At 68.1% G+C, this 18,155-nt stretch carries 14 protein-coding genes and 1 pseudogene; 10 read left to right on the top strand and 5 right to left on the bottom strand.

Going from position 1 to position 18,155, the window contains the following annotated elements:
- The first annotated feature begins 182 nt into the window (after positions 1–182).
- The 5 genes from BVC93_RS10840 to BVC93_RS10820 all read left to right on the top strand — a co-directional run bounded on the left by BVC93_RS10840 (position 183) and on the right by BVC93_RS10820 (position 6,505).
- Positions 183–953: a DeoR/GlpR family DNA-binding transcription regulator gene (locus tag BVC93_RS10840; protein ID WP_083737167.1), complete on the top strand. Its 771-nt coding sequence runs from the start codon at positions 183–185 to the stop codon at positions 951–953.
- 86 nt (positions 954–1,039) lie between these two features.
- Positions 1,040–2,521, top strand: a complete 1,482-nt coding sequence (locus BVC93_RS10835) for an amino acid permease (protein ID WP_083737166.1) — start codon at positions 1,040–1,042, stop codon at positions 2,519–2,521.
- The gene (locus BVC93_RS10830) at positions 2,518–3,933 is read left to right on the top strand and encodes an FGGY family carbohydrate kinase (RefSeq protein WP_083737165.1); all 1,416 of its coding nucleotides are present in this window, start codon (positions 2,518–2,520) and stop codon (positions 3,931–3,933) included. Before BVC93_RS10835 ends, BVC93_RS10830 begins: the two co-directional genes overlap by 4 nt.
- A complete protein-coding gene (locus tag BVC93_RS10825; RefSeq protein WP_083737164.1) occupies positions 3,930–5,315 on the top strand; it encodes an NAD(P)/FAD-dependent oxidoreductase in 1,386 nt (461 codons plus the stop codon). The genes BVC93_RS10830 and BVC93_RS10825 overlap by 4 nt, the downstream gene beginning before the upstream one ends.
- Positions 5,312–6,505 carry an NAD(P)/FAD-dependent oxidoreductase gene (locus tag BVC93_RS10820; protein WP_083737163.1) on the top strand — a complete coding sequence of 398 codons (1,194 nt, stop codon included), beginning with the start codon at positions 5,312–5,314 and terminating at the stop codon, positions 6,503–6,505. Before BVC93_RS10825 ends, BVC93_RS10820 begins: the two co-directional genes overlap by 4 nt.
- Before the next feature lie 168 nt (positions 6,506–6,673).
- Here the strand turns inward: BVC93_RS10820 and BVC93_RS10815 are convergent, their stop codons facing one another.
- From BVC93_RS10815 to BVC93_RS10795, 5 genes are all read right to left on the bottom strand, one after another.
- Positions 6,674–7,951, bottom strand: coding sequence for a threonine/serine exporter family protein (locus BVC93_RS10815; protein ID WP_083737162.1), 1,278 nt, complete (start codon positions 7,949–7,951; stop codon positions 6,674–6,676).
- A gap of 75 nt (positions 7,952–8,026) precedes the next feature.
- Positions 8,027–9,169, bottom strand: coding sequence for an MFS transporter (locus tag BVC93_RS10810; RefSeq protein WP_083740962.1), 1,143 nt, complete (start codon positions 9,167–9,169; stop codon positions 8,027–8,029).
- Positions 9,170–9,184: 15 nt separating this feature from the next.
- Complete coding sequence (locus tag BVC93_RS10805) at positions 9,185–9,544, bottom strand: DUF1622 domain-containing protein (protein ID WP_083737161.1); 360 nt, start codon at positions 9,542–9,544, stop codon at positions 9,185–9,187.
- Between the two features lie 10 nt (positions 9,545–9,554).
- Positions 9,555–10,304: an alpha/beta fold hydrolase gene (locus BVC93_RS10800; protein ID WP_083737160.1), complete on the bottom strand. Its 750-nt coding sequence runs from the start codon at positions 10,302–10,304 to the stop codon at positions 9,555–9,557.
- Between the two features lie 20 nt (positions 10,305–10,324).
- The gene (locus tag BVC93_RS10795) at positions 10,325–10,804 is read right to left on the bottom strand and encodes a hypothetical protein (RefSeq protein ID WP_157516858.1); all 480 of its coding nucleotides are present in this window, start codon (positions 10,802–10,804) and stop codon (positions 10,325–10,327) included.
- A gap of 163 nt (positions 10,805–10,967) precedes the next feature.
- Between BVC93_RS10795 and BVC93_RS10790 the strand changes: the two genes are divergently transcribed.
- From BVC93_RS10790 to BVC93_RS10770, 5 genes and pseudogenes are all read left to right on the top strand, one after another.
- Positions 10,968–11,672, top strand: a complete 705-nt coding sequence (locus BVC93_RS10790; RefSeq protein WP_083740961.1) for a response regulator transcription factor — start codon at positions 10,968–10,970, stop codon at positions 11,670–11,672.
- On the top strand, positions 11,650–13,140 hold the full coding sequence (locus tag BVC93_RS10785; RefSeq protein WP_083737158.1) for a sensor histidine kinase: 1,491 nt from the start codon (positions 11,650–11,652) through the stop codon (positions 13,138–13,140). Before BVC93_RS10790 ends, BVC93_RS10785 begins: the two co-directional genes overlap by 23 nt.
- A gap of 44 nt (positions 13,141–13,184) precedes the next feature.
- A complete protein-coding gene (locus tag BVC93_RS10780) occupies positions 13,185–14,984 on the top strand; it encodes a glycosyltransferase family 39 protein (protein ID WP_083737157.1) in 1,800 nt (599 codons plus the stop codon).
- A 62-nt stretch (positions 14,985–15,046) separates the two neighbouring features.
- Positions 15,047–16,282, top strand: a complete 1,236-nt coding sequence (locus BVC93_RS10775) for a bifunctional glycosyltransferase family 2/GtrA family protein (protein WP_083737156.1) — start codon at positions 15,047–15,049, stop codon at positions 16,280–16,282.
- A pseudogene (locus tag BVC93_RS10770) lies at positions 16,279–18,149 on the top strand (ArnT family glycosyltransferase). Before BVC93_RS10775 ends, BVC93_RS10770 begins: the two are co-directional and overlap by 4 nt.
- Positions 18,150–18,155: the final 6 nt, after the last annotated feature.

Genomic DNA, 18,155 nt, shown 5'->3' with positions numbered 1-18,155 from the left:
GGGGCCAGCGCTTCGGGGGCATCCACAGTCGCGAACCTACCGTACGGTTGGTCGGAGTCCGTGCCAGGTCCTTAACGCGTGATTCCGGCGGATCGCTCGGTTCTTCCGGTTGACGAGTGACCCACCACATCCCACACTTACAGTCATGCGCGGTCACAGTTCCACACAAACGGTCATCTGACGTGCTCCCGGTCGAACGCCATGAAGCGATTGTCGAAGCGGTCGCTGCTGCGCAGGCCGTCAGCACCGATGAACTGGTCCGCCGCCTCGGAGTCTCCGCCGAGACCGTGCGCCGTGACCTGGCGCTGCTCGAGGAGAAGGGCGCACTGCGACGGGTGCACGGCGGCGCTGCGCCAGTGGAGAGCCGCCGCGTCATCGAGCCGTCGTACACCGAGCGCTCGATGATCCGGCACCAGGCCAAAGCCCAGCTCGCGCGACTGGCAGCGGGCCTGCTCGAGGACGGGCAGACTGTCGTCATCGACATCGGCACCACCGCGGTGGCCGTTGCCCAGGCCATCCCGCGCGGGTTCGTCGGTACGGTCGTCACGCCGTCACTGCCCGTCGCGGTCGAGCTCGCCGACCGCCCGAACGTCGAAGTGCTGCTGGCCGGCGGCCGGGTACGCCCGGGTGACCTGGCCTGCTCGAGTGCCCACGCCAAAGCGTTCTTCGTCGACATCTACGCCGACATCGCACTGCTGGGATCCGGCGGAGTGCACGCCGAAGCAGGTCTGACCGACTTTCACCTCGACGAGATCGACGTGCGCCGCACCATCATCGCCAACAGCGCGCGCAGCTACATCCTGGCCGACTCGTCCAAGGTCGGCCAGGTTGCGCCGTATCGGGTGTGCCCGCTGAGCGCGGTCACCGGCCTGATCACCGACGCCAACACCGACGCGGGTGTGGCCGCCGCATTCGAGGAGACGGGAGGTGCGGTGCTGTCAGCACGCCCGTGAGACGGGTGCGGGCGGCGTTGCAGCGCCGCCCGCGGGACCAGACAAATCCTTCCGAACAGTCAACTTCAGTCAGAAAGCCCGATCCAATGACAGATTCTTCCAGAAGTTCGGTAGCTCAGTTCGGCTACACCGAGAGCCTCGAACGTTCCACCGGACGCTTCGCGTCCTTCGCCGTCGCGTTCGCCTTCGTCTCCATCGCCACCGGCATCTTCACCACCTACGGCAGCGTGCTGGGCAGTTCCGGCCCCATGGGCATCTGGACCTGGCCCATCGTCATCGTCGGGCAGCTGGCCGTCGCCCTGCTGCTGGGCTCGCTGGCCGCGCGCATCCCCGTCACCGGCTACGCCTACCAATGGGTGTCGCGACTGGCCAACCCGATCCTCGGCTGGATCACCGGGTGGATCTCGTTCACCTTCCTGGCCATCGTCGTGGTCGCCGTCGACTACACCGTCGCCTCTACCGTGGTGCCCGCCCTGTTCGACTTCGAGGGCACCCCCGCCACCGCCTTCCTGATCACCGCAGGCGTGCTGCTGTTGCAGGCGATGCTGGTCGGGCTGTCGATGAAATGGACCGAACGGGTCAACAACTTCGCCGTGACGGCCGAACTGGTCGGCATGGTGGCGTTGGTGGTGCTGCTGTTCATCGTCGGAGTGGCCGCGCACAAGCTGTCGGTGGGTAACCTGTTCTCCACCGGAGCTGTTCCCGCCGAAGGGTATTGGAGCTTCGGCACCGCCACTGCGGCGGGTCCGTGGATGCTCGGTTTCCTGCTGGGCGCGTTCACCATCGTCGGCTTCGAATCCGCAGCCAACCTCGCCGAGGAGACCAAGCGACCGGAAATCGTTGTGCCGCGGGCCATGTGGCAGGCGGTGCTGGCCTCCGGTGTGCTGGGCTTCCTGTTCCTGCTCGTCGTGACGGCCGCGGTCGACGATCCGGTGGCGCTGGCCGAATCGGGCACCCCGATCGCCGACGTCATCCGCGACATCCTCGGCTCCTTCGTCGGCACGGCCCTGCTGGTGCTGGTGGCCATCGCGATCTTCGCCTGCGGTCTGGTGATCCTGCTGTCCGGTGTCCGCCTGGTCTGGGCCATGTCCCGTGACCAGCGCTTCCCCGGCTGGCAGGTGCTCAACAAGGTGAACGCGAAGACCAAGACCCCGCTGAACGCGACGATCGCGCTCACCGCCATATCGGCTGTGATCCTCGGGATCTTCTCCACCAGCACCGACGCACTGTTCAAACTCTTCGGTGCGGCAACACTGCTGCCTGCGGTCATCTACGCCATCACCGTCGTTCTCTACATCGCCACCCGTCGCAAGCTGCCGCCGAGTGCGGGCTTCAGCCTGGGCCGTTGGGAGGTGCCGATCATGGTCGTCGCCGTCATCTGGTTGGTGTTCGCGCTGTCGCTGTTCCGGGACGCCTCGTTCCGCGATCCGTGGCTCTACGTATTGGTGATGGTGGCCATCGGCGCCTGCTACCTGGGCTATCTTCTGGTGACCCGCGGTAAGGACGGTCTCAAGATGCCCGATATGCACTCCATCGACGCCGAACTCGACAACCAGGGCGCACGTTGACAGTTCTCGCCATCGACCAGGGCACCTCGGGGACCAAGGCCATCGTGGTCGACGACTCCGGTGCAGTGGTGGGGCTCGCCGAGATCCCGGTGCACCCGGTGTATCTCACGGACGGCGGCGTCGAGCAGGACCCCGGTGAACTCCTGGAGTCCGTGCTCGGCGCCGGCCGCGCCGCCGTCGCCGAAGCGGGACGACGCATCGACGTGGTGTCGCTGGCCAACCAGGGTGAAACTGTGCTGGCGTGGGACCCCGACACCGGCCGACCACTGGGCTCGGCGATCGTCTGGCAGGACCGGCGTGCCGAAAGCATCTGCGCCGCTGTGGAAGACCATGCTGTCGAGTTGGCAGCACGGACAGGCTTGGTGCTCGATCCGTATTTCTCCGCGCCCAAGATGGCCTGGTTGCGGCGCAACGTCACCACCGCAGGTGTGGTGACCACGACGGATACGTGGCTACTGCACCAGCTCACCGGAGCATTCGTCACCGACGCCACCACCGCCAGTCGGTCGCTGGTGGCCGAGCTGGGTGACCAGGGCTGGAGCACTGAGCTGCTGGCACTGTTCGGACTCGACCAGGAACGGCTGCCCGCCATCGTCGCCAACGACGAAATCATCGGCACCACAAAGCTCTTCGGAGAGGAGGTACCCGTCGGCGGAGTGGTGGTCGACCAGCAGGCCGCGTTGCTCGCAGAATCCTGTCTGGACCCCGGCACGGCGAAGTGCACCCTCGGAACAGGTGCCTTCCTGCTGGCCAACACCGGCGGCAGCGGGGTGCGATCGACCGCGGGGCTGACCTCCTCGGTGGCCTGGCGGGTTGCGGGGCAGGACACCTTCTGTGTCGACGGCCAGGTCTACACCGCAGCCTCAGCAGTGAAATGGCTGATCTCACTGGGCGTCATCTCCGGCGCCGAGGAGATGGACCGGGTGGCCGCCGCGGACACCGAGGGAGTGCTGTGTGTGCCCGCGTTGGCCGGGCTGGCAGCACCGTGGTGGAAGTCGCAGGCCAGAGCCGTGCTGGCCGGGATGACCCTGTCGACAGGACGTGGACATCTGGTGCTCGCGGTGCTGCAGGGCATCGCCGCGCAGATCGCCGAGCTGGTCACCGCCATCAACTCCGACAGCGCCGCGCCCCTGACCCGGCTTCGGGTCGACGGCGGTCTCACCCGGTCGAGGATCCTGATGCAGGCCTGCGCCGACCTGACCCAGGTTCCGGTGGACGTCTATCCCTCACCACACGCCACTGCGCTCGGAGCGGCGGCATTGGCCAAACTGAGTCTCGACCCCACCCGAGCGCTGGGGGAGGTGGTTCCCGACTGGTCGCCGGCGGCCACCTACGAGCCGGCGTGGAGCAACGACCGTGCCGCCGAATTCCGTTCGCAGTGGCGACTTTTAGCTGATAGGACTTTCCAGTGATTTATGATGTGGCCGTCATCGGGGCCGGCATCGTCGGCTCGGCAATTGCCCGTGAGCTCTCCGGCCACCACGTGTCGGTGGCCCTGTTGGAGGCACGCGACGACGTGGGCGACGGCACCAGCAAGGCCAACACCGCCATCCTGCACACCGGATTCGACGCCAAACCCGGAACGCTCGAATCGGAGATGGTGCGACGCGGTTACCAGCTGCTGTCGAAATACGCGGTAAACACCGGCATTCCGGTGGAACACACCGGCGCGATCCTGGTGGCTTGGGACCAGGAGCAGCTGGATGCGCTGCCCGCACTGCTACACAAGGCCGAGGAGAACGGCTACCACCAGTGCGTGCTGGTGGGCTCCGAGGAGGTGTACCAGCAGGTTCCCCACCTCGGCCCCGGTGCACTGGGTGGCCTGACGGTGCCTGATGAGTCGATCATCTGCACCTGGACGGTCAACCTGGCACTGGCCACCGATGCGGTCAACCGCGGCGCCACGTTGCTGACCGGCCGTCGTGTCGAATCCATCGACAGCAGTGCGGAGTTCACCACCGTCCACACCGTCAAGGGGCCGGTGCAGGCTCGCTGGGTGGTCAATGCCGCCGGACTGGGTGCCGACAAGATCGACGCCCTCTTCGGATACAGCCGCTTCACGGTCACCCCGCGGCGCGGTGAACTCATCGTCTACGACAAACTGGCCCGCCCGTTGGTCGACAAGATCGTGCTACCGGTGCCGACGTCGCGCGGCAAAGGGGTGTTGGTCAGCCCTACCATCTACGGCAACGTCATGCTCGGACCCACATCCGAGGACCTGCAGGACCGCACCGCCACGGGCACCTCCGAGGCCGGCTTCGAGTTCCTCCTCGAGAAGGGGCGCACCCTCATGCCGCGGCTGCTCGACGAGGAGGTGACGGCCACTTACGCGGGTCTGCGCGCGGCCATCGACCATTCGGACTACCTGATCGAAGCTGATCCAGCGCAGCGTTACCTGCTGGTGGGCGGTATCCGGTCCACCGGTCTGACCTCAGGAATGGCTGTCGCCGAGTATGTGCATGACCAACTTTCCTCCGCTGGAATGGAATTGGTACCTAGTGACGATCTTCCCGCGCCACCGGTCATGCCCAACCTCGGCGAGGCGTTCCCGCGTCCGTACCAGCGGCCTGAGATGATCGCGGAGGACCCGGCGTACGGTCGCATCGTCTGCTTCTGTGAACGCGTCACCGAGGGTGAGATCCGCGATGCCTGCCACTCGGTGATTCCACCGGCCGCGCTCGACGGGCTGCGGCGACGAACCCGGGTGATGAACGGACGCTGCCAGGCCTTCTTCTGCGGCGCCGAAGTGCAGGCACTGATGAACGACAACTGTGAGATCGAGGCCAACCGATGACCTACGACGTCGTGATCGTCGGAGGGGGACCGGCGGGCCTGACTGCCGCCGCCGAACTGGCTACCGACCTGAATGTTGTTGTGCTGGAACGAGAGAATGAGGCGGGCGGGATCCCGCGGCACAGTGATCACCCCGGCTACGGCATCCGCGACATGAAGCGGTTCGTCAGCGGCCCCGAGTATGCCCGCCGGCTGGTCGCCCAGGCGGCCAGGGCAGCTGTCCGCACCAACACCATGGTCACGGGGTGGGCCGACGAGCGGACTCTGGAGATCACGTCACCCCAAGGGCGCGAGCAGATTTCAGCGCACGCGGTGGTGTTGGCCACCGGCGCGCGTGAACGGCCCCGGTCCGCGCGACTGATCCCCGGCGACCGTTCCGCAGGCATCTACACCACGGGCCACCTGCAGAACGTCGTCCACCTCAAACACGGCAAGGTCGGTACGCGTGCGGTGGTGGTGGGGGCCGAACTGGTCAGCTACTCGGCGGTGCTCACGCTGCGTCACGCCGGTTGCAAGACGGTGCTGATGACCACCGAACAGCGCTCGACGCTCCAGCGCACGCACGTCGCCACCCGCACCCGCGTCACGCGGATCCTCGGAAAGCCGACCGTCGAGGCTGTCGAGATCGAGAACCTCGACACCGGAGCCAGGCGCATCGTCGACTGCGACACCGTGGTTCTCACCGGCGACTGGATCCCCGACCACGAACTCGTGCGCTCCGGTGGGTTGGCGCTGGACGCCGGCACCCTGGGGCCCACGGTGGACACCGCCCTGCGCACCAGTCGTCCGGGGGTGTTCGCCATCGGCAACCTGTGCCACCCCGTCGACACCGCCGACGTGGCTGCCCTGGACGGCAGGCACGTCGCCGCGCAGGTGCGTAACCATCTGGGTGGACGGCAGGCGTCGCAGGACGGCATCGCGGTCCAGGTGGCAGCGCCGCTGCGCTGGATCGCGCCGTCACTGCTGCGCCCGGGAGATCCGGCCCCGGCCCGACACCGACTGTTGGCCTGGACCGACGAGTACATCCATACCCCGAAAGTGGTTGCGCTGCAGGCTGGAAAGGTCATCGGCCACCGGCGACTGCCCTGGCCGGCCGCACCCGGGCGGGTGTTCCGCATCCCGTCGAGTTTGCTCGACGGGGCTGACCGCCGGGGCGGCCCGGTGATGATCGAGATCGACGGGGCCACCTGAGACGGTTGGAGGTCACCCGGGCCGGGCACAAAACACCGCGTGCGTCACCACGACCTGGTGATCATCGGAACCGGCTCGGGGAGCGTGGTGGTCGACAACTGCTTCTCCGACCCGGTCCTTCGCCGACCTGGACGTTGACGCCCTGCTGGATCTGAAACCGGCGCCGAGCTAGATCTCGTTGCGGCGCAGCCGGGCGTGGAAGACGCTCCACCCGATCAGAGTCCCCAGGGCGATGGAGAAGATCGCCGCTATCGTCACACCCAGGGTGGTGACATCCGGGTCGACGTGGGTGGTCACCTCTGACAGGGACTCGAATCCCAATGCCCCCGGTACCAACGTCCAGAACGCCACCAGCATCATCACGATGCTGGGCGGGCCCCCCTTGATGTGGCGCACCACCATGACAAACGGCACCACCAAAAAGGCGCCCACCGCGGCGGAATGGGAGTTCGACAGGAACAGTCCGCCGAATTGCTGACCGAGCAGCGCCACCGCGACAGCGGCCATCAACCAGATCAGCGTCCCCGGTGGCGCGGACAGATACAGATAGAGGCCCACTGCGATGACGATGATCGCGAGGTACAGCGACCACCAGCCCATCTGGGCCGACGGTTGTTGCGGGGCAAGCGGACCCGCGATGTGCAGTCCCATCGCGAGCCCGAACACCATCAACCCGAGTTGGGTCACGCCGAAGATCGCGCGACTGGACCCGGCGATGATCGCGGAGCTGGCCAGCTCCTGTGCCCCGATGGTCAATGCGATACCGGGCAGCACCGCCACCAAGGCCGGCGTGATCACCCGCAGCAGGCCGTCATTGGCGGCGTCGGCGACAAACCAGGTGGCCAGCAGCGTGACGACCAACGCCGACAGCGGCGGCACCACCGGTTTCAGCGACGGGTAAGGCCGCGCCGCTATCACGATGGCGCCGACGACGGTGCCCAGGAACACGTACCCCCACAGCGACGCCCACGTCGGGTTCATCACCAGTCCGAAACCCAGTGTGGTGACCGCGTACCCGACCACTCCGGCGACCGGGCCGAATCGATACGGCGTCTGCCGGGCAGCCGCGACGGCCTCCACCGCTTCCAGCGGTGCAATGGCACCGGCATCGGCCAGCTCGGCAATGGCGTCGATCTTGCCCGCGAGGTTCAACTGCGTGGTGATGCGGGTGGTCACGTCCACCTCGTAGGCCGCGGTGCCGATCTGGATGATCAACACCGTCGGCAGCACCACCACGCTGAGCTTCTCGGTGGTGTACATCGCTGCGATCTTGCGTAGCCGCACCGCGATCTGATTGGTGGGTTGCTCCACCTCTACCAGGGCGATCCCCAGCTCGCGCAGCATCGCCGCGATATCGGCCAGGTCATAGGTGTCCGGCTCACCGAGCGGGGCGGGCAGGTCTTTGCGGAACCGGCGCAACCCGCGCGTCACCCGGGAATCACTCATAGCCCGAGATTGTCGCTCAGTAACCTGGGGGAATGGCCGACAGGCGCGCCAACGGATGCCGCGCGTGCCCGCCGGCTATCCCGCCTCTGCAACCGGTGGGGGCAGGCGTGGCTGGTGGCTCAGCAGTCCGGCGGTCGCGGCGAGTAACCCGCCGAACACCAGCAGAGCCGGCGTCAGGGTCAGCGCCGTCGCCAGCCCGCCCACCAGGAGCGGCCCGCCCGCATCGCCGAGTTCGCGGCCCACCTCGGCCGACCCCATGGTCTGTCCCAGACGCTCGGCGGGGGACGTCGCAGCCAGGTGAGCGAAACCGAGCGGAGTGACGATGCCGACGCCGAGACCGATGGCCACGGCGGCGACCACCAGCCCGGCGACACCGGGAATCAGCACGGCCGCACAGCCCAACGCGGTCAGCGCCAGACCCGATGCCATGCCGAACCGATCCTGCAGCCGTCCGTCGTCGCGTAGGCGTCCGATCCGGGGCTGCACCAGTGCCGTGGTGGCCGCCAGCACCGAGACGATGACACCGGTGGCCAGCGGGCCGAGCCCGCGCTCGGCGCCGGCCACCGGCAGGAACCCGACACCCACCGACAGCACTGCCGTGCCTGCCGCCAATGCCGATGTGGGACGGGCGAATCCGGAGCTGGTGAGCCTACGGGCAAGGTCGGCGACCGTCTGGCGGGTGCGGGGCAGCGGTGCCACTGACGGCACCACCGCCAACGCCCACACCGCGACGGCGGCGGCCAACACCGCCAAGGTGGAGAACAGCAGCGAGAAACCACCGCCGTGGATCAATATCCCGCCCAGCGCCGGACCCGATGTATAGCCCAGGCCTTTCCAGGCGCCGTAACGGCCGAACCCGCGGCCCTGGGCGCCGGCCGGCGTCAGTCGCGACACCAGCACCGAGGCAGCGGGGGAGAACGCCGCCGCTGCCGCACCCTGACCGAACCGTGCCAGCCCCACCCCGGCCGGGTTGCCCGCGATCACAAACGCCGCCGACGCCGCTGCGAAGGCCACCAGTCCACCGAGCAGCACCGGGCGGGCACCCACACGGTCGGCCAGCGCCCCGAACACCGGCTTGAGCAGCACCTCGGCGCCGTCGTAGACGGCCAACAGCAAGCCGAGGGTCAGCAGATCCTGGTTTCCCGTGAAACTGCCGAGGCTGGCCGCGATGCTGTGGGCGCCGAAGGCCGTGACAAACCCCGCCGCGTACAGGGGCATCAACGGCGCCACGGCTCAAGCGCTTTCGGGTGTGTTCGACGCGGGTTTCTGCCAGGGCCAGCGGCCGCTGATCTCGACCTCCAGCGACCAGCTGAGGAAGGTCCGGATCACCACGATGCCAGCGAGCACGGCGACACTCTCCCACGTCGGCGTGACGGCCACCGTCTTGATGATGTCGGCCGCCACCAACAGTTCGAGGCCGAGCAGGATCGAGCGGCCCAGCTGCTCGCGGAACTTCCAATAGGTACCGGGCTGCCTGTGCAGCAGCCGTCGCACTGCGACAACGGCCGCGATCACACCGCCCACCGCGATCACTGCCACCCCGACACCGTCGATGACGGTGCCGACGAGTTCGACTGCCTCGATGAACGTCATGAGGGGCAGATTAATGCGGCAGCGCGCCCCAGAACCGCGTCAACGCCGTTGCGCTGCGTGCCGGATCCTGCAACATCCACCAGTGACCCAACCCCTCGAGCACCTCCACCCTGGCGCCGGCGCGGCCGGCGGCGCGGCGACGCATCTCGTCGGTGCCGACGAAGTGGTCTTCGGACGCGAGAATGGCCAGACCGGGCCTGGCCGCCGCGTTGTCGAGGTTGCGCCCGGCCTCGGACACCACCGGTTGCACCGCCGACCGGTACAGCGCCAAGATGGCCCGGCCCATCGCCTCGTCCTGGCCGGCGGCCACCCGTACCGCGACCTCGGGCGGCATACCGAGGCTCTCGTTGCGTTCGGCGCGTTCGGCAACGGTGCCGCCCAGCATCACGTCGATCAGCTGCTCGCCTGCGCCGGGCGTGGCCCAGACCTGCGCCAGGTCGTGCCATACGTAGTCGGTGTCGAAGATCCCCACCACATCGCTGACCCAGCTGCGCACCAGCTCTGGCCGGTGCATCACGACGTTGAGGACATGACCGCCGCCCCAGTCGTGGCCCACCAGGTCGACAGGCCCGGTGAACTGGCTGAGCTCTGTTTCCAGCCAGTCCCGGTACTCCAGGTGGGTGGCGCCGAAGCCGTCCGGAATCGGGGCGCCGAAACCCGGCGGTGACAACAACACCACGTCATCGCGGCCCAGCTGTTCCACCAGCGGCTCCCAGATGGCGGACGTCTCGGGGTTGCCGTGCACGAACACGATGGGCATGGCGCCATCCTCGCACCCACCTACTCCGCGGGCGAGATCACCGTCGCGGTGTCGACGCCGTTGGCGGAGACGGCCCGGATCCTGGCGGTGTCACCCACCTCGACCGGCTCACGTCCCTGCCTGGTGTCGGTGGTGATCACGTAGGTCCGGCTGAAACCGTCCTCACTGCGGGCGGTCACCGCGGTGTCGGAGATCTCGGTGACGACGCCGGTCTGGGTGAGCTCGGTGGCGTAACCACCGCTGCCGTCGGCAACCACGAACTCGCCGTGCAGTGAGTCGGACACGCTGGACTGGGTGCCCCCGAACCCGCCCGGCGGCGGACCGCCGAACCCTGGCCCACCCATGCCCTGGGTGGTGGTTCCCGACGCTGCGTAGATCACCGCGGCTCCCGCGCCGGCCAACACCACCGCGATGCCCACGGCAGCCAGTGTCTTGCCCAGCGACCAGTGGGCGGGCTCGGTCTGCGGGGCTCCCCATACGTGATCGCTCTGGGTTTCCATGCCGACCACGGTGGCCCGAGAGTCTGTGCGCCGGCTGTGCGGCCGATCAGTGGCGGTTATGCGCCCGCCGCTCACAGCCGGCGCATAGGATCGACACAGGGTCGGCCCATCGGGAAACCAAATACTGGGAGCCATGATGTCTGGAGCTGCCGAACGTGTCGTCATGCGCCGAGCCGACGGCAACCCCATCAACGTGCTGGTGGTGGACGACGAGACGGTGCTTGCCGAGATGGTGTCGATGGCGCTGCGCTACGAAGGCTGGAACATCACCACCGCCGCGGACGGGGCTTCGGCCGTGACCGCCGCGCGGGGCAACCGACCCGACGTCGTGGTGCTCGATGTGATGCTGCCCGACATGAGCGGGCTCGACGTGCTGCGCAAGCTACGCGAACAGAACCCGCAGCTGCCGGTGCTGCTGCTCACCGCCAAGGACGCGCTCGAAGACCGGATCGCCGGTCTCACCGCAGGCGGTGACGACTACGTCACCAAACCGTTCAGCATCGAAGAGGTGGTGTTGCGGCTGCGCGCCCTGCTGCGCCGCACCGGCGTCACCACCGAGGACAGCGGCGCCCAACTGGTGGTCGGTGACCTGGTGCTCGACGAGGACAGCCACGAGGTGACCCGTGGTGGTGAGCCGATCACCCTGACCTCGACCGAGTTCGAACTGTTGCGCTTCATGATGCGCAACTCCAAGCGGGTGCTGTCGAAGGCACAGATCCTGGACCGGGTCTGGAGCTATGACTTCGGCGGCCGGTCCAACATCGTCGAGCTCTACATCTCATACTTGCGCAAGAAGATCGACAGCGGCCGCGAGCCGATGATCCACACGCTGCGCGGGGCGGGGTATGTCCTCAAACCGGCTTCCTAGCTCCTGGTCGCTGCGTCGGCGCCTGCTGTTGGGCCAGATCCTGCTGCTGGTGCTCGTGTGCGTCGGGATCGGCGCCGCGACCGAACTGGCGCTGTACCAATATCTGATGCACCAGCTGGACCGCCAGCTGGTCGACGCGACCGGCCGCTCGGCCATGATGTCGGGTTTGCCGCCGCCACCGCCGATACCCGGCAGCAGCGTCGGGCCCCGTCCTCGACCAGGGCCGGGCCCCGACTTCCTGGACGCGCCCGGACAGCCGGTGGGCATGGTGGCGGCGGTGTTCGGGCAAGGAGGCGAGGTCAAGGCCGGCGTCTTGACCACGTTCGGTCAACGCGCGGAGCTCAGTGACGCAGCGCAGGCGCAACTCAGCGGCGTCGCCCCACACCGGCGTGCGGTCACCATCGACCTCGACGGGCTGGGCAGCTACCGAACCGTGGCCACCTACAACCGATTCGGTGAGGTGATCGCGGTGGCGCTGCCGATGAACGACGTCAACGGCACCATGCTGCGCGTTCTGCTGGTGTTCGCGGTGGTGACCGTGCTGGCGGTCGGCGTCGCGATCACGTTGGGGGTGGTGATCATCCGGCGTGCCCTTGCGCCGTTGGACCGCGTCGCAGACACGGCGCAGAAGGTGGCCAACCTTCCGCTGGACCGCGGTGAGGTGGCTTTGCCGGTGCGGGTGACCGAACAAGATGCCAATCCCAATACCGAAGTGGGACAGATGGGTTCGGCGCTGAACCGGATGCTCGACCACATCTCTGCGGCGCTGTCGACGCGGCAGGCCAGCGAGACCAGGGTGCGGCAGTTCGTCGCCGATGCCAGCCACGAGCTGCGCACACCGTTGACCGCCATCCGCGGGTACAGCGAGCTGGCGCAACGCCGCCGCGACGAGGTGCCCGACGAGGTGGCCCACGCCATGGGCCGGGTGGCGTCGGAAGCCGAGCGGATGACCCATCTGGTCGAGGATCTGCTGTTGTTGGCCCGGCTCGATTCGGGCCGGCCACTGGAACGTGAACAGGTGGACCTGTCGCAGTTGGCCGTCGACGCGGTGAGTGACGCCCACATCGCCGGACCCGATCACCAGTGGAATCTGGACCTGCCCGACGAGCCTGTGATGGTGACCGGCGACGCCGCCCGATTGCAGCAGGTGCTGACCAACTTGCTGGCCAACGCCCGCACACACACCGGGCCCGGCACCACCGTCACCCTGTCGCTGACCGCCGACCCCGACGGCGCGGTGCTCAGCGTGGCCGACGACGGCCCGGGTATCCCGACGGATCTGCAGTCCGAGGTGTTCGAGCGGTTCGCCCGCGGCGACTCGTCGCGTTCACGCAAGGGCGGCAGCACCGGCCTCGGGTTGGCCATCGTGGCCGCGGTGGTCAAGGCGCACGGTGGGCACATCGAGCTGAGCAGCAGGCCGGGCAGCACGATCGTGAGTGTGAGGTTGCCTTTCACAGCTGGGACATAGCCGACACCCATGGTGCGTCCACGCTGGCCCAGCACCCTGGCCAGGTGACCCTCACTGTGCCGCGACCTGTTGCCGCCGCTTCGACGCACACCAGGTCCTGGCAGGAGCCGATCGCGGTGGCGGTGCTGCTGGCGGTCACCGCGGTGCTCTATCTGTGGAACCTGGGCGCCAGCGGCTGGGCCAACAGCTTCTACACCGCCGCCGTGCAGGCGGGCTCGCAGGACGCGACGGCATGGCTGTTCGGGTCCAGTGACGCCGCCAACGCCATCACCGTCGACAAAACCCCGGCCGCGCTGTGGGTGATGAGTCTGTCGGCACGTCTCTTCGGGTTCAACGCCTGGAGCGTGCTGGTGCCACAGGCGCTGATGGGTGTGGCCGCGGTGGCAGTGCTCTACGCGGCGGTGCGACGGGTCTCGGGGCCACCCGGTGCACTGCTCGCCGGTGCCGTCCTGGCCCTGACCCCCGTCGCGACACTGATGTTCCGGTTCAACAACCCCGATGCGTTACTGGTGCTCAGCCTGGTGGTGGCCGCCTACTGCGTGCTGCGCGCACTGGACGGCTCACCGTGGTGGATGGTCGCGGCGGGAACCGCCCTGGGTATCGGGTTCCTGGCCAAGATGCTGCAGGCCCTGCTGGTGGCGCCGGTGTTCGCAGTGGTCTATCTGATCGCCGCCGAACAACCTGTCCGGCAACGGGTTCGGCGGCTGAGCGCGGGCGCTGCGGCCCTGGTGGTGTCCGCAGGCTGGTATCTGCTTCTGGTCGAGCTGTGGCCTGCGGATGCCCGGCCGTACATCGGTGGATCGCAGGACAATTCGATCCTGGAGCTGACGCTGGGTTACAACGGACTCGGACGGTTGACCGGTGACGAGGTGGGCGGCCTGGGCAACATGAACCACGACGTCGGATGGGCGCGTCTGCTCGGCGGACAGATGGGCGGCGAGATCGGCTGGCTGCTGCCCGCCGCGCTGATCGTCCTGGTGGCCGGAGTGTGGTGCACCCGCGGTGCCGCACGCACCTCCCTGTTGTTGTGGGGCGGCTGGCTGGTGTGCACCGCAGCGGTGTTCAGTGCCATGCACGGCATCGTGCACCCGTATTACACCGTGGCGCTGGCCCCCGCGATCGCCGCCTGCCTGGGTATCGGCCTGCCAGCACTGTGGCAGCGCCGCCACGACCCGAGGGTGGCGATCGTACTGGCCGGCACCGTGCTGATCACCGCTGTCCTGGCTTTCCTTCTGTTGCAGCGCTATTCGACATGGTTGCCGTGGCTGCGGTGGACGGTGCTGGTGGCCGGGTTGGCCGCCGGGTTGCTGATGCTGGTGGTCGGCCGATTCCCGGCCCGGACGGCCACGGTGGTGGCCACGGTCGCACTGGCCGCGATGCTGGCCGCGCCCGCGGCATTCAGCATTGCCACCGCAGCCACCACGCACAGCGGCGCCATCCCCTCATCCGGTCCGTCCCCCGGCTTCGGCGGACCGCCGGGTCTGCTTGACGCCGAGCCATCCAGTGCTGCCATGGTTGCTCTGCTGCAACAGGATTCGCAGGACTACACCTGGGTGGCCGCCGCCGTCGGTTCGAACAACGCCGCCGGCTATCAGCTCAGCAGCGGGCTGCCGGTGATGGCGGTCGGCGGCTACAACGGCACCGACCCCGCCCCGACACTGCAACGCTTCCAGGAACTGGTGGCCGCCAAGCAGATCCACTACTTCATGGATTCCGCGACGCTGCGCATGATGGGGTCGGAGTCCAGCGGATCCGACTCGGCCCATCGGATCGCGGACTGGGTGCACGCCAACTTTCCCAGCCAGGACGTCGACGGCGTCACGGTTTACGACCTGTCCGCATGACTCATAGCCCGCACACAGGAAGGGCTCACGTCCGGCCCACGACCGACACCCACGATGAAGATATGAGTTGCTTGGACCTGCCGCGAGTCGCCTCTCGCAATGCCGCACTGCTGGCCGCCGACCGTGGAGTTCCCGTGCTGGACGTCGTGGTTCCCGTCTACAACGAACAGGACCAGCTCGCCGACTCGGTGCGCCGGTTACATCGTCACATGAGTACGGAGTTCCCGTTCCCGTTCCGCATCACCATCGCCGACAACGCCAGCGTCGACGACACTCCGAAGATCGCCGCGCAGCTGGCCGACGAGTTCGACGAGGTGCAGGTGAGCAGGCTCGAACTCAAGGGCCGCGGTCGAGCACTGCACGACGTGTGGACCACCTCGGACGCGCCGGTGCTCGCCTACATGGACGTCGACCTGTCCACCGATCTGAACGCGCTGGCCCCCTTGGTGGCGCCGCTGATCTCCGGTCACTCCGACCTGGCCATCGGCACTCGGCTGGGCCGCGGATCCCGCGTGGTGCGCGGCGCCAAGCGCGAGGTGATCTCCCGCTGCTACAACCTGATCCTGCGCTCCACCCTGGCGGCGCGTTTCACCGACGCCCAGTGCGGTTTCAAGGCCATCCGCGCCGACGCCGCGGCCCGCCTGTTGCCGCACGTGCATGACAAGGGCTGGTTCTTCGACACCGAACTGCTGGTGCTGGCCGAACGCAGCGGCATGCGCATCCACGAAGTGCCGGTCGACTGGATCGACGACCCCGACAGCCGGGTCGACATCGTGGCTACCGCCATCGCCGACCTCAAAGGGATTGCCCGCCTGCTGGCCGGGTTCGCCGGCGGTCGCATCCCGGTGGCCGCCATCGGCGCCCAGCTGACCCCGGCCGCCGAGCCGCCGCCGTCGCTGCTGCGGCAGGTGGTCCGGTTCGCCACCATCGGTGTGTTGTCGACGTTGGCCTACCTGGTGCTGTTCCTGGCGCTGCGTCCGCTCGGCGCCCAGGGCGCCAACCTGGTGGCACTACTGGTCACCGCCATCGCCAACACCGCGGCCAACCGCCGCTTCACCTTCGGGGTCCGGGGGCGCGTGCGCGTGGTACGGCACCAGTTCGAGGGTCTGCTGGTGTTCGCGATCGGGCTCGCCCTGACCAGCGGATCGCTGGCGGTGTTGCACGCCGTCGGTGAGCCGTCGCGCGCTGTCGAACTCCTGGTGCTGGTGGGTGCCAACCTGTTGGCCACCGTCGTCCGCTTCGTCCTGCTACGCGGCTGGGTGTTCAACCCCCGCCGAGCCGAGAAGGAAACATCATGACCGTGCTCGAAGCTCCGGTGAACCTCACCGAACCCGAACCGAAACCCGCGCGCCGCTGGGAGCGGCCGGCCCTGCTGGCGTTGCTCGCCGGCACCGCCGTGCTGTACCTGTGGGCGCTGGGCTCACTCGGCTGGGCCAACGAGTTCTACGCCGCCGCGGTGCAGGCGGGTTCGCAGAGTTGGAAGGCGCTGCTGTTCGGGTCGCTGGATCCGGGCAACGTCATCACCGTCGACAAGCCGCCTGCCGCCCTGTGGGTGATGGCACTGTCCGGGCAGATCTTCGGGTTCAGCTCCTGGAGCATGCTGGTGCCACAAGCCTTGATGGGTGTGGCGTCGGTGGCGTTGTTGTATGCCGCGGTGAAGCGGACCTCGGGGCCCGGTGCGGGGCTGCTGGCCGGCCTCGCCCTGGCGCTGACCCCGGTGGCGGCGTTGATGTTCCGATTCAACAACCCCGACGCGCTCCTGGTGCTGCTGCTTGTGGTGGCGGCCTACTGCATTGTCCGCGCGCTCGACGGTGCGGCGGTGCGCTGGAGCGCCCTGGCCGGTGTGGCGCTCGGCTTCGCCTTCCTCGCCAAGTTGCTGCAGGCGTTCCTCATCGTGCCGGTACTGGGGCTGGTGGTGCTGGTCGCCGTGCCGGGCAGTGTGTGGAAACGCCTGGGTGCGTTGATGTCCGGCCTTGCCGCGATGGTGGTTTCCGGTGGCTGGTTCGTCGCGCTGGTCAGTCTCTGGCCGGCCGACTCTCGGCCCTACATCGGTGGCTCGACCGACAACAGCCTGCTGGAACTGGCGCTGGGCTACAACGGCCTCGGCCGTGTGTTCGGCGGTGACGGCAACCCCACCGCGGGCGCCGAGAACGGCTCGGCGGTCGGCGGCCCGCCCGGCGGTGGCGGCAACGCCATGTTCGGCGGTGATCCCGGTATCACCCGGATGTTCGGGCAGTCGATGGGCACGGAGATCTCCTGGCTGTTGCCCGCCGCGCTGATCGGCCTGGTGGTCGGACTGTGGTTCACCCGCCGCGCCGCACGCACCGACCGCACCCGCGCCGCGCTGCTGCTGTGGGGCGGCTGGACCGTGGTCACGGCGCTGATCTTCAGCTACATGAAGGGGATCATGCATCCCTACTACACCGTGGCGCTGGCACCGGGTGTTGCTGCGGTGGCCGCGATCTCGGTGACCAAGCTGTGGCAGGGACGCGCGCATCTGTCGGCGCGAATCCCGTTGGCGCTCATGCTCGCCGCCACCGGTGTGTGGAACTTCGTGCTGCTCAACCGAACCCCGAGTGGCTGCCGTTTCTGCGCTGGGTGGTGCTGGTGGGTGCCATCGTGGTGGCCGCGGTGCTGATCGTGGGTGGGCATCAGTTGGGCCGCTACACCGCCGTGTTGGCCTTCGCGGGTTTGCTGTGCGGACTCGCAGCCCCCGGTGCGTACACCGTGCAGACCGTGGGCAACAGTGCCACCGGGCCCATCCCGACCTCGGGCCCGGCCCGCCACGACATGGCGTTCCCCGGCGGTGGCGGCGGCCCGGGTGGCTTTGGCGGCAGCTCCGAGGCCGTCGCGAATCTGGTCTCCGGTAGCGAAAGTCGATGGGCCGCAGCAGCTGTGGGGTCCATGCAGTCCAGCAGCGTGCAACTGGAGACCGGTAAGCCAGTGATGGCGATCGGCGGGTTCATGGGTGGCGATCCCGCGCCCACGCTGGCGCAGTTCCAGCAGTACGTCGCCGACGGCCAGGTGGGTTACTTCCTGGCCAATGATCGGGGTCCCGGCGGCCGTGACGGTGACAGTGAGGCTGCTCAGATCACGCAGTGGGTGAAGGACAACTTCACCTCCCAGACCATCGACGGGACCACGGTCTACGACCTCAGCTCCTGACGCGAG

The organism is Mycobacterium sp. MS1601, from assembly GCF_001984215.1.
Lineage (GTDB): Bacteria > Actinomycetota > Actinomycetes > Mycobacteriales > Mycobacteriaceae > Mycobacterium.
This window is presented reverse-complemented; position numbering and strand designations above follow the sequence as displayed.

Bases quoted from the DNA above. Each gene is read 5' to 3' on its own strand.
- BVC93_RS10835 (WP_083737166.1), top strand. From the start codon at position 1,040: ATGACAGATTCTTCCAGAAGTTCGGTAGCTCAGTTCGGCTACACCGAG.
- BVC93_RS10820 (WP_083737163.1), top strand. From the start codon at position 5,312: ATGACCTACGACGTCGTGATCGTCGGAGGGGGACCGGCGGGCCTGACT.
- BVC93_RS10815 (WP_083737162.1), bottom strand. From the start codon at position 7,951: ATGAGTGATTCCCGGGTGACGCGCGGGTTGCGCCGGTTCCGCAAAGAC.
- BVC93_RS10810 (WP_083740962.1), bottom strand. From the start codon at position 9,169: ATGCCCCTGTACGCGGCGGGGTTTGTCACGGCCTTCGGCGCCCACAGC.
- BVC93_RS10805 (WP_083737161.1), bottom strand. From the start codon at position 9,544: ATGACGTTCATCGAGGCAGTCGAACTCGTCGGCACCGTCATCGACGGT.
- BVC93_RS10800 (WP_083737160.1), bottom strand. From the start codon at position 10,304: ATGCCCATCGTGTTCGTGCACGGCAACCCCGAGACGTCCGCCATCTGG.
- BVC93_RS10795 (WP_157516858.1), bottom strand. From the start codon at position 10,804: ATGGAAACCCAGAGCGATCACGTATGGGGAGCCCCGCAGACCGAGCCC.
- BVC93_RS10790 (WP_083740961.1), top strand. From the start codon at position 10,968: ATGCGCCGAGCCGACGGCAACCCCATCAACGTGCTGGTGGTGGACGAC.
- BVC93_RS10785 (WP_083737158.1), top strand. From the start codon at position 11,650: ATGTCCTCAAACCGGCTTCCTAGCTCCTGGTCGCTGCGTCGGCGCCTG.
- BVC93_RS10775 (WP_083737156.1), top strand. From the start codon at position 15,047: ATGAGTTGCTTGGACCTGCCGCGAGTCGCCTCTCGCAATGCCGCACTG.